Raw genomic sequence first — 12471 nt, 5'->3', positions numbered from 1 at the left:
AAAGATTTTTGTTTAAGATAATATTCAATTGCGTCCAGCTTTAGTTAGGTGTAAACAAAATTTTTAGTTTAAAAAAAAATATTCAATAGCGTCCAGCTTTAGCTGGATGGAGAAATATAAGCAAAGAAAAAAGCTTTAGCCGAACTAGTAAAGTTTGGCTAAAGCCTTTTTGTTATCTAAATATAGACCTCCAGCTAAAGCTGGAGGCAATTGATTTTATATTCTAAAGCGTATTGTTTGTCATTTCGAAGAAGGAGAAATCGCACTCGTGAATCTACAAAGGGAATCGCCAATCTTTGTCGAGCTTCTAGTGCGATTTCTCCTTCGTCGAAATGACATAAAAATGAGAAAAAAACCTTTGCGACTTAGAGACTTTGTGGCATATTTTTACATTTCACAAAAAACTCATTCAACAATTGCAGGTTTCCTAACATTCTTTCCGACTTTATTATTCAAATCATCACCAAGATCTTCTCTTGCCGTTTCGGCTATTTTTTGAATTTGTGCTACAACTTCAGGATATAATTCCTGAACATCGCGAACTTCACCCGGATCATGCGCCAGATCATACAAAGCAAGCGGAACTTCAACTACTGCGCCTTTGCCTCTCAAACCACCTTTTCCGGGAAGATTTTTATTGTATGATGTGCTTTTGTGCGGAAAAACCAGTTTCCAGTGTTTGTATCGAATGGCTTCAAGATTATTGCTTCCTACACCAAAATAATAATAGAAAGTATCTCTAGGGCCTTTATTCGTTTTTCCGGTCAGTAACGAAAGAAAATCCAGACCATCGATTTTATTTTCGGGTAAAGCAGATTTGGTTATGTCGGCAATTGTTGGTAAAAGATCCATATTCGTCATAAGAGATCCGTTTACAGTTCCGGCTTCTATTTTTCCGGGCCAGCGAATCAAAAACGGAACTCTGGTTCCTCCTTCCCAAGTAGTTGATTTTCCTTCTTTAAAACCTCCTGATGATCCTGCGTTGTCACCAAAAAAGAGCCACGGGCCGTTATCGCTGGTTATAATTACCACCGTATTTTTAGTCAGTCCTTCTTGGTCTAAAGTTTTTAATATTTCGCCTATAGACCAGTCAATTTCCATAATAACATCTCCAAATAAACCTAAATCACTTTTGCCTTTAAATTTGTCTGAAACTGCTAAAGGTGCGTGCGGCAAAGGATGTGTGAGATATAAAAAGAACGGCTGTTTTTTGTTTTTTTTGATAAAACCAACTGCTTTCTCTGTAAAAAGTGTGGTTAATTTAGAAGCTTCTTTAATGTTTTTAATAGTATCTACAATAGTCGTATTGCTGATTAATGGAAGAGGAGGAAAGGTAGAACGCAGATCTTTAGGATCGGTTACTAATGAATAGCCATCGTAATCAATTGGCCATACATCATGAGAATACGGAATCCCGAAAAACTCATCAAATCCATAATTTGTTGGCCAGTATGGCAAATTATTTCCTAAATGCCATTTGCCGTAATTAGCCGTTTTATAGCCTGATTTTTTCAAAAGTGAAGCAATCGTTTCTTCTTTTGGATTAAGGGCATGTTTTGCTCCCGGAAGCAATACTCCCGACATTCCAATTCGGTTTGGGTAACATCCTGTCAATAATGCCGCTCTCGATGCCGTACAAATAGCTTGAGCCGAGTTAAAATTAGTCAAACGCATTCCTTCTTTCGCTACCTGATTAAAGTGCGGAGTTGGGATTCCCGTCATTCCGTAAGGTTCCGTATCTCCGTAACCCATATCATCCATATTGATAATAACAATATTGGGTTTTTGGCTTTTGCTTTGGGCGGTTATTTTACTGCTAATGAATGGAATTACTACTAAAAGCAGCATTAGACTTTTTCTCATAATTGCGTGGTATTGTATTGGTATAGTTAACTACAAATATAACCCGCAAAAATGGAAAGTATTCTTCTTGAGAAAACTCTTTTGATTCAAATAAATAGAAAATTGTTATTTCCTGAGAATCAAAATCTGACTGCTTGTTGTATAAAATATTTTATTTGATATATCAAATAATTGTATATATTTGATATATCAAATAAATTTAAATGTAAATGGCTTAAAATGAAGCAGAAAAATCCAACAGGAACAGTTCTTTATACCATAGAACAGGCTATAAAAGAATACAGGAAAGTTTGCCAAAAAAACATAGAGAAAGTAGTAAGTGACATTACGGTTGATCAATGTTTGGTATTAATTATCTTAAATGAAAATGAAAAAATTTCTCAAATAGAAATAGCCAGATTAATTTTTAAGGATAATGCTTCCGTTACCAGAATTATCGAATTAATGGTCAAAAAAGATTATTTGATAAGAGAAGCAAATGAAATTGATAAAAGAAAATCAAAGCTTGTAATTACTGAAAAAGGCAGGGAAACTATTGTTTTGCTAACGCCTGTTTTTAACCTAAACCGAAAAACTGCCCTGAACGGATTATCACTCGACGAAATTGAATTACTGGATAAATTACTGCATAAAATAATTTCAAATTGTAAAAAATAATAAAGATGAAACAACTTATAAATCTGATATTACTGCTGTTATCAATTGGTGTATATGCACAAAAAGAACCTGATTTTACGGAGTTAAATAAAAAACAAGTTATCGATTCGCTGGGTAAAGAACTCGAAGAATTTTACATTAGACCGAATGCGATTGAAAGTATTCAGAAAAAATTGAAAGAGAATTATAATGCAGGAGTTTATAAAAACAGTATAACGCCAAATGAATTTGCTTTAAAATTGACTATGGATCTTTTAGAGGTTAGCAAAGATTTACATTTTAGAGTAATGTATGATCCGGAATGGTCAGATCCTCTGCAAAAAAATGAAGATAAAAAAGCACAGGAAAAAATCAAAGCTGCCGAATTAATTGAGGCAAAAAACAAGAATTTCGGATTTCAGCAAGCACGTATTTTAGAAGGAAATATTGGTTATTTGGCATTTGATTATTTTGAAGATCCTGCAATTGGCAGTGAAACAGCAGCTTCTGTTATGCAGTTTTTAAATAATACAGATGCGCTGATTATTGACTTGCGTAAAAATAATGGCGGAGCAATGGAAATGGGGCAGTTTATTAGCAGTTATTTCTATTCGAATAAAGAATTACCGCTTTATAAATATTATTATTACGAGAAAAACAGAAAAAAAATAGAAAGAGAAATGTGGCTGCTTCCGTCTGTTCCAGGTAAACGTTTGGCCGATATAGACATCTATATTCTAACAAGTTCTGTTACGTTTTCGGCTGCTGAGTGGATGAGTTATTCGCTTCAAAATTTAAAACGTGTAACCATTGTGGGCGAAAAAACAGCTGGAGGTGCACATCCAATAAACCGTGTAGGAATATCAAATGGTTTTTCTGTAAATATACCTTTTGGCGAAGTGAAAGATCCCGTTACCAATCTGGATTTTGAAGGAAAAGGTGTGATTCCTGATGTTCCATGTAAGAGTGAAGAAGCAATAAGTACGTCTCATTTATTAGCCTTGAAAAATCTGTCATTAAAAAATAAAGATTCATTAAACAATCTTGATTGGTTTATTCCGGTTATTAAAAACAGACAAAAGCCATTGCATGTTGACAGTGCTATTTTAAAATCATATCAAGGCAAATATGGAAAATCGGAACTAGTATATGAAGGGGATAATTTATATTACAGATGGAATAATATCGTTACGCTTTTACTGACTCCAATTGAAAAAGATTTATTTCTGGTTGATGGAACAGATGAATATCGTATAAAAATTGTTTTCGAGAAAAAATCTTTGACAGCGATAAAAAGAATTTATCATAGCGGACAAGAGAGAGTTTATAAAAAAGATAAAGTTTAATCTTTTAAAACGGCAAAGTTTTTACCCCAATAAATTGAAAACCCCAATAGATGATAAAATCTATTGGGGTTTATTATTTTAGCTTATTTTCTAAACTTATAAAATAAATTATTGTTTACTTACTGGAATTGCTTTACTCGAAGCATTAGTTTTTATAAAATAAATTCCCGTTGCTTGTTCAGATATTGAAATTACATTTCCTTTTCCTTGTTTAATTTTACTTCCCGCAGCAGAAAACACAGTCCATTCCAGTTCTTTTGACAAATGAAATATTCCTTTTGACGGATTTGGATAAACTACAATTGCATTTGGTTCAGCATTTGGGTTTTCAACTCCAAGATGGCAGTCGTGAACCATATAGGTAACTGTTTTTGTGTTGCTTCCTTCAGAATTGCTTACAGTAAGTGAAACTTCACTATCGCCTTCTGTAGAATAAGTTACAGTGTGCGGTCCAACTCCGGTTGCTGTTGCAGGCTGTGCGCCAGCTCCAAAATTCCATAAATAATTATCAATTGTACCAATAGAAACAGAAGTGAAAGTAACAGGTTCATTTTCACATCCCATTTGTGGTGTAAACTCAAAATCGGCTACTGGGCTGGTAATTCCAGACAATACAAATTCCATTTTGTTTACGTTAGTGTCATTTTCATCAAAATATAAAGTAATAACATGATTACCCTGCGTTAAAGAAATATTAGGAACAGCAACTGTCTGCCATGCCTGAAAACCTCCTGTATTTGGGATATTAAGAATTCCGGTAACATTTACACCGTCTACTTCAATATGTAATTTTCGGTTAGCATAAGGTGTAGATACTCTTAAATTGATGGTATAATTTCCGCTGGTACTTACTCTTGCAGAATATTTCAGCCATTCATCTTTTGCTACATACGCAAGATTAAATCCGCCTTCGTTACAAGCTTCAGTTCCTACGCCGTCACCAGCTCTGTATACATTATCTCCGCCGCCGTTTTTATCCAGAAAAGCACCTGGACCAACATCATAATTTTCGGCTTCAATAATTCCCGGAATCTGAGCAAATAATCCCTGATATGGAGCATTTTGAAGCGTAGTTGCTGTATAAAATGCCGTATAAGTAATCGTTCCTGTTGCCGGCGCTTTAAAAGTTTGGTTTGCCGCTCCGCCCTGACTCCAATGGTCAAAATCGTAACGAATATTTTCAATATACTGAGGCGTTGGTGCATTTAAAGTTTGTGCCGCTGCATTTGCCACAACTTGTTTTGTAGAAGGCGCCGTAACTGGTTTTTGATTGAATTCTAAGTTAAGCGGAACTGGCGAACTTGTCACAGTAACATCAACTAAATTAGGTCTGATATCAACAAAAGTGGTAGCGGTTAAACCATTGCTGTCGGTTACTTTTACAGTAAATCTGTACCACACATTTGGTGTTTTTTCTCCTTGATTAGAAGCTGTAAAGTCTCCTGATTTTACACCTTGCGGACTTGCACCAGGATGCGAGTGCCCGGCTCCAGGGATATCTTCGTGAAAAAGATCAATACTCCACGAAAATGCACTTGCAGGTAAAGTTCCATCTTCAACATCTGTTGCTGTAGCTTCAAAATGAACAACATCTTCAGCATTCCATTTTAACGATGGAAGCGGAGAAACAATCGTTACCGTTGGTTTATTACTGAATGGTTTTACAGTTAATGTTGCCGGATTACTGGTTACATTTCCGGCTGTATTGGTTACAATAACTTTATAATCGCCTGCATTAGCATTTGTTACATTCGGAATTGTATAAGTTGCTCCGGTTGCTCCGTTAATATCAGCATTGTTAAACTGCCATTGATAGGTTAAACCTATTCCGCTTGCCGAAACTGAAAAAGTTACCGGATCTGTTTCCATTATAGTTTGAGAAACCGGATGATTTACAATTGTTGGTGCAGCAGTTGCTATATAGTCTAATTTAATTAAAGAACCGTTATTTCCGTATTCACAGTAATAAATGAATCCATCATTACCTAACATCATCCCAAGTGCTTGACGTTCTGGTGCCGAATAAAATTCAGTTGAAACGGGATTGGCAACATTGGGATCAAACCAGCGAATTGCATTTCGAACAAAATCTTTAATAATGAATTTCCCCTGTAAATTAGGATAACGTGAGATTGTTGGATTATACAAAACCCCATTAGTTAAAGCATTTCCAATACTTCCGGTTGCGTAGGTAAATATTGGATTTGTAAATAAATCGGTTTCAGTTTGCATTCCATCACCTCCCTGCGGATGTCCCCAAGCATAATTGCGAATAGTTGGATTGCTAATTTCATTAATTTCTTCCCATGAAGTTCCAACATCCAAAACAAATAATTTATTGGCAGTAGGATTTGCAACCAGTCTCCACGGGTTTCTAAATCCGTAAACCCAGATGCTTTGTCTTTGTACAGAACCGCTTCCATAAAATGGATTTCCCGGAGCTGGTAGTCCGTCTTCTGTAATACGAAGAATTTTTCCTTTATAAGTGTCTAAATCCTGAGAATTGGTATTTTGCTGGCTGTCTCCAACGGTTACATACAGAAATCCGTTGAAGAATTTTAAATCTCCTCCATTATGAAATCCGGCGCCAATTGGTTCTAAAAGTAAGATTTCCTGTCTGCTAACTACCTGATTCGCATTGTCAATTTTAATTCTTTCAATTCTATGTCTCACAGTTTCTCCTGCTGGTTGTATAGAATAAAAAACATAAATGTAACCGTTTGTTGCAAAGTTAGGATGCAGCGTTAATCCAAGTAACCCTTGTTCGTTATCGGTTACGGTAGGAACGGTAAATACATTTGTAACGGTGTTGTTTTGAAACACTTTTACAATACCGCCGCGTTCTGCTATAAAAATTCTTCCGTCAGAAGATTGTTCAAGCGAAAGTCCTTCTTTGATAACTGCAGTAGGAGCAACATTTTGCGTGATGTATTGTGAATAGGATTGCGAAGAAATCAATAAAGCAAAAGCTATTATTAGATGACTAAGCAATTTGTTTTTAATGTTAAATTGTAGATTTTTTCTCATAATTATTCAGAATTTTTAGTGGTTTGGGTAACCAAATTTAAACTTTTTCTGTATAATTATTTAGTTTACTAAAATTTCTTTACGATATCGATTTAGTGGTAATGCCACAAAGGCACTAAGTCGCTAAGTTTTTTTTACGCAGATTTGCTTCGCCTGTTCGCTGTCGCTCGGGTTGCAGATTAAGCAGATTTTGTATTTTTTTTAATCATTATAATCTTTTTAATCTGTGGCAAAAATACTTTAGGCTAAATCTTCTTATTTGCCGATGATTTCTTTTCTGTGTAAAGTTCCCCAATCTTTTAGAGCCATGATAACATCTCCTAAAGATTGACTGTGTTGGGTGCGTGAATATTCAACCGTTGGCGGAAAAGTATCGTAAACTGTTCTGGTAACAAGTTTATTTATTTCAAGATCTTTTAATTCTTTAGAAAGCATTTTGTCCGTAATTCCGTTGATGTCTTTAGAGATTTCTTTGAAACGTTTTGGTCTGTTAGACAAAGCAATTAAAATAGGTAATTTCCATCTTCCACTTAAAACTTCTAAAGCATCTCTCACAGGCAGTAAAGCCGCCATACATTCTTGTGGTCTGCAATCCTGATCGTCTTTTCTTTTTGTTTTTGCTACTGCTTTTACTTCTGTTTCCATATTTATCACATTACTATCCTCAAGGATAGCGCTATCCTTGAGGATAGTACTATAAAAGAGATAGCAAATGTAGATAAGTTTGTATCGTAAAACAAATAATTTAAATCATGAGCCAAAAAATTCTACGCATAATTACTAGTACAAACGGAGATACTTCGTTTAGTAATCAATTATCAAATGCTGTTATTGAAAAATTGTCAGCACAAACAGAAACGGAAGTACAAACACTTGATCTTACCCAGACACCTTTACCTTATTTGACAGGTTCACATATTAATGCCGTTTATACGCCTGCAGAAGCACATACGCCAGAACAAACAGAAGCATTGAAATATTCTGATGCCGCAATAAAAACATTATTAGAATCTGATGTAATTGTGATTGGAGTGCCTTTATATAACTTCGGAATTCCGGCAGTTTTAAAAGGATGGATCGATCAGGTTGCCAGAGCAGGAAAAACTTTCAGCTATAGTCCAGAAGGGGCAAAAGGATTAGTTACCGATAAAAAAGTATACTTGTCAATTGCTTCCGGAGCTATATTTTCTGAAGGTCCATACAAAAGCTACGATTTCTCTGAATCATATCTTCGAACTGTATTAGGCTTTTTGGGAATGACAGATGTTACGACTTTCCGTGTGGAAGGAACCGCAATTCCTGACTTTGCAGAAAATGCTTTGCCAAAAGCTTTATCTTCTGTTGAAGAATTTGCTTTTTAATTGAAAAACTATTTTCTATAATTACAAGTAAACCCGACAGGTTTTAAAAACCTGTCGGGTTTGTCGTAAAGTTTAGATTCTAAAATCTTTGTCAAAGTTTTAAACTTTGACAAAGATACCTTTTGAAGATATTTTTACTTTTCAATAATCATCGTAACGCCTTGTCCTCCGGCAGCGCAGATAGAAATAAACCCTCTACCGGAACCTTTTTCATTTAATAATTTTGCCATAACGCCAATTATTCTTCCTCCTGTTGCGGCAAAAGGATGCGCGGCTGCAAGACTGCTTCCTTTTACATTTAGTTTTTCCCTGTCGATTGCTCCAAGAGTTTTCTTCAAACCTAATTCGGCACTCAATTCCGGGCTTTCCCAAATTTTTAAAGTCGCTAAAACCTGGGCTGCAAAAGCTTCATGAATTTCATAATAATCAAAATCCTGTAAATTTAATTCGGCTTTTTCAAGCATTCTGCTGGCAGCAAATAAAGGCGCCAATAAAAGATTCTGCTGATTTTTGACATATTCAATCGCCGCAATTTCTGCAAAAGTAATATACGCCAGGATTGGCAATCCGCGTTCGTTTGCCCATTCTTCGCTGGCTAACAGTATGCAGGACGCACCGTCAGTTAAAGGAGTCGAATTTCCGGCGGTTAAAGTTCCGTTTGCTTTATCAAAAGCAGGATTTAGTTTGGCCAGTTTTTCTATAGTGCTGTCTTTTCTCAGGTTATTATCTCTGTCAAGTCCGTTAAATGGCGTAATCATATCAGCAAAAAAACCTTCGTCATACGCTTTTGCCATATTCAAATGACTTTTAAGCGCGAGGTTGTCCTGATCTTCTCTTGAAATTTTATAATATTTTGCCGTAATCTCTGTATGTCCGCCCATCGAAAGTCCGGTTTGTGTTTCTTCATTTCTTGGAACTAATGGAGAAAAATCTTTTGGACGTAATTTTAAAAACGCCTTAATTTTTTCTCCCAATGATTTTGCCTGTCTGGCTTTAAGCAATGTTTTTCTCAAATTTTCACTTACCGCAATTGGCATATCACTAATAGAGTCTACACCACCGGCAATTCCGGATTCTATTTGACCAAGCGCAATTTTATTGGCAATATAAACAGCACTTTCAATTCCCGTATCGCAGGCTTGCTGCAAATCGCAGGCTGGGGTAGCGGGATCGAGAGCGGTTTTCATAACACATTCTCTTATCATATTCATGTCATAAGAATGCTTTATTACGGCACCTCCCACAACTTCGCCTAACAATTGTCCCTTTAAATTATATTTATCAATAAGCCCGTTTAAGGCTGCGGTCATCATTTCCTGATTTCCAACATTTGCATAAGCGGTATTGGCTCTTGCAAACGGAATTCGATTGTAACCTACAATAGCAACTTTTCTAACTGTTTTTGTGGTATTCATTGATTTGTGTTTTTTGTTGTTCTGGAAATTTATTTTGCGGATTAAAGATAAGTATACTTCCTCAATTATTTGCTTTCTCCTAAAGTTTATAAAGTTATAAGTGTAAAAATATCACTAAACAGTCTTATTATTTTATATTTATTTAGAATAATTAAAAATAATTTGGAAACCCCAGCATTACCGTTTACTTTTGCCAAACAAAACTTAAAATAGTACTAAAATGAGTATAAATATCATTAAGAAAGTTTGTTTTTTGATGGTTCTTTTGACATCGCTAAATGCAATGAGTCAGGAATTAGGAAAAGTAAACGGAAAAATTTCTTTAAGCGGTAACGAACCAGTGCCGGGTGTTTCAATAGTTCTTAAAGGAACAAGATATTCGGCTGTTACAAATGACAACGGTCAATATGAAATTAAAAATGTTAAGCCGGGTTCTTACACTATTAGTGTTCGTGCAGTTGGAATTCACGCCGTTGAAAATACAATTGTAGTAACTGCAAAACAGACTACTACCAAAAACTTTACACTTTCTGAAAGTCAGGAAGATCTTGATGAAGTTGTTATTACAAAAAATAAATACAAACAAGACAAACCTTCATTGTCATTACGTCTTCAGACTCCGGTATTAGAAATTCCGCAAAACGTACAAATTGTAAGTGCTCAAACATTAAAAGATCAGCAAATTACAAGTATGAGTGACGGTGTTATTCGTAACGTGAGTGGTGCGGTACGTTTAGAGCATTGGGGAGATTTATATACGAATATTACAATGCGCGGCTCGCAGATTCAGGCTTTCCGTAACGGATTTAATGTGGTTTCTTCTTTCTGGGGACCGTTAACTGAAGATATGAGTTTTGTTGACCATATCGAATTTGTAAAAGGCCCTGCGGGATTTATGCTTTCCAGCGGAGATCCAAGCGGACTTTATAATGTGGTTACTAAAAAACCAACGGGAATTACCAAAGGTGAAGTTACTGCCATTAGCGGAAGCTATGATTTTTACAGAGTAAGTCTTGATCTTGACGGAAAATTAGATAAAAAAGGAAAATTACTTTATAGATTTAACGGAGCTGCGCAGAACAAAGGTTCTCACCGAGCTTTTGAACACAACAACCGTTATGCAATTGCTCCGGTTATTTCATACCAAATTGACGATAAAACAAAAATCTCGGCAGAATATAATTTCCAATATGCAAATATGACGGAAGTGGGTTCTTATTATGTATTTGGTCCTGCATCTGGCGGATACGGAACGCTTCCGGTAGGATTTACAATGACGCAGCCGGGATTGCCTGATACCAATATTCAGGATCACAGCGGTTACCTGACATTTGAACACAAATTTGATGATAACTGGAAACTTACTGCTCAGACTTCTTATTTTAAATACATTCAGCAAGGTTACAGTTCTTGGCCAAGTTTAGTGGGTCCGGCTGATATTGATACTGATGGAGATAAGATTCCGGATGTTTCTATTGGAACTGGAGATATCATTAGAAATGTTGGTATCTGGGACGCAGAAAGCAATATGTATTTAGGACAGATTTTTGTTAACGGAAAATTTAATACAGGACCAATTACTCATAAAGTATTAGGTGGAGTAGATTTAGGAAGTAAGGATTATATGGCAGATTGGGGACAATCTCATGATCTTGATACGCTTGATAAACCATTTAATGTTTATAATCCAAATTATGGTACGCCGGCAAACGGACTGCCAGCTTTTGATCACGAAACGCCTCTTAGCCAAAGAGCGGGCGGACTTATGAGTTCAGAATATGCTGCGGGTTATGTTCAGGATGAAGTTGGTTTTTTTGAAAATAAACTAAGATTAACTCTTGCAGCAAGATACACCTGGATTAGCCAGTCAGCTTGGGGAGAAGTTCAGGAAGACAGCCACATTACACCTCGTGCAGGACTTAGTTTTTCTATAGATCCAAATACAGCGGTTTATGGATTGTATGATCAGGCTTTTACACCTCAATCTGGTATTACGCAAAATGGAGATCCAATAAAACCTCTTACAGGTAATAATATTGAGTTTGGTATTAAAAGAGATTGGTTTGACGGTTCATGGAATACCTCTCTTTCAGCATACAGAATTATAAAAGAAAATGAACTTACTGCTGACCCAACTAACGGACCAAATGATGTATTCAAGGTTATTTTAGGAAAAAAGAGAGCAGAAGGTGTTGAATTTGATGTAAGAGGAAAATTATTTGACGGTCTTAATCTTATTGCCAACTATGCTTTTACAGAATCTATTGTTCTTGATTCTAATGTGCCAAGTATTAGAGCAGGTTCTATTGTTCCGGGTTATGCAAAACATACTGCAAATGCATGGTTAAATTATACCGTTCAAGGCGGCGCACTTAAAGGTTTTGGTGCTTCTATTGGAGGTTCTTTCCTTGCAGGACGTCAAACAGATACGTGGAGTGAAGGTTTAGAAAAACTTCCAAACTATTTCAGACTTGATGGAGGTTTATCATATGAAACAGGTAAATTTAAAGTTACCGGAAACGTATTTAATATCTTAGATAAATATCTTTACAGCGGTTCTTACTACGAGTGGCTAAATGCATACTACTGGCAGACAGAACAGCCAATTAACTTCAGAATTGGAGTTACTTATAAATTGTTTTAAATTTTTTAGTTACAAAGGTTCAAAGGTTCAAAGAGACAAAGAGACAAAGATTTTGAATCTTCCAAGAAAATAAAAATCCGTTTAATCTGTGTAATCTGTGGCAAAAAAAAGCCCACGGATTGAACGGCTTAAACGGATTTTCACAGTTTTATTTATACGTTCGATTAAAAAATACCAGC

8 protein-coding genes are annotated in these 12471 nt (G+C 35.8%); 4 read left to right on the top strand and 4 right to left on the bottom strand.

The features are described 5' to 3' along the window. Positions 1-405: 405 nt before the first annotated feature. Positions 406-1863, bottom strand: coding sequence for a sulfatase family protein (locus B3C18_RS06610; RefSeq protein ID WP_291144263.1), 1458 nt, complete (start codon positions 1861-1863; stop codon positions 406-408). Between the two features lie 219 nt (positions 1864-2082). Between B3C18_RS06610 and B3C18_RS06605 the strand changes: the two genes are divergently transcribed. Continuing rightward, on the top strand, positions 2083-2520 hold the full coding sequence (locus B3C18_RS06605) for a MarR family winged helix-turn-helix transcriptional regulator (protein ID WP_291144260.1): 438 nt from the start codon (positions 2083-2085) through the stop codon (positions 2518-2520). A gap of 5 nt (positions 2521-2525) precedes the next feature. After that, positions 2526-3845: a S41 family peptidase gene (locus tag B3C18_RS06600; protein WP_291144257.1), complete on the top strand. Its 1320-nt coding sequence runs from the start codon at positions 2526-2528 to the stop codon at positions 3843-3845. 108 nt (positions 3846-3953) lie between these two features. Here B3C18_RS06600 and B3C18_RS06595 read toward each other — a convergent pair whose 3' ends face one another. After that, the gene (locus B3C18_RS06595) at positions 3954-6872 is read right to left on the bottom strand and encodes a PQQ-dependent sugar dehydrogenase (RefSeq protein WP_291144255.1); all 2919 of its coding nucleotides are present in this window, start codon (positions 6870-6872) and stop codon (positions 3954-3956) included. A 255-nt stretch (positions 6873-7127) separates the two neighbouring features. Continuing rightward, positions 7128-7517 carry a winged helix-turn-helix transcriptional regulator gene (locus tag B3C18_RS06590; RefSeq protein WP_291144251.1) on the bottom strand — a complete coding sequence of 130 codons (390 nt, stop codon included), beginning with the start codon at positions 7515-7517 and terminating at the stop codon, positions 7128-7130. 107 nt (positions 7518-7624) lie between these two features. On the opposite strand from B3C18_RS06590, the gene B3C18_RS06585 reads away from it, so the two are divergent. Next, a complete protein-coding gene (locus B3C18_RS06585; protein ID WP_291144248.1) occupies positions 7625-8233 on the top strand; it encodes an FMN-dependent NADH-azoreductase in 609 nt (202 codons plus the stop codon). A gap of 134 nt (positions 8234-8367) precedes the next feature. Here B3C18_RS06585 and B3C18_RS06580 read toward each other — a convergent pair whose 3' ends face one another. After that, on the bottom strand, positions 8368-9648 hold the full coding sequence (locus tag B3C18_RS06580; RefSeq protein ID WP_291144246.1) for an acetyl-CoA C-acetyltransferase: 1281 nt from the start codon (positions 9646-9648) through the stop codon (positions 8368-8370). A gap of 220 nt (positions 9649-9868) precedes the next feature. Here B3C18_RS06580 and B3C18_RS06575 point away from each other — a divergent pair, with 220 nt between their 5' ends. Further along, complete coding sequence (locus tag B3C18_RS06575; RefSeq protein WP_291144243.1) at positions 9869-12292, top strand: TonB-dependent receptor; 2424 nt, start codon at positions 9869-9871, stop codon at positions 12290-12292. The last annotated feature ends 179 nt before the right edge of the window (positions 12293-12471 follow it).

The organism is Flavobacterium sp. UBA7680 (assembly GCF_002482975.1).
In the GTDB taxonomy this organism is placed as follows: Bacteria; Bacteroidota; Bacteroidia; order Flavobacteriales; family Flavobacteriaceae; genus Flavobacterium.
This window is presented reverse-complemented; position numbering and strand designations above follow the sequence as displayed.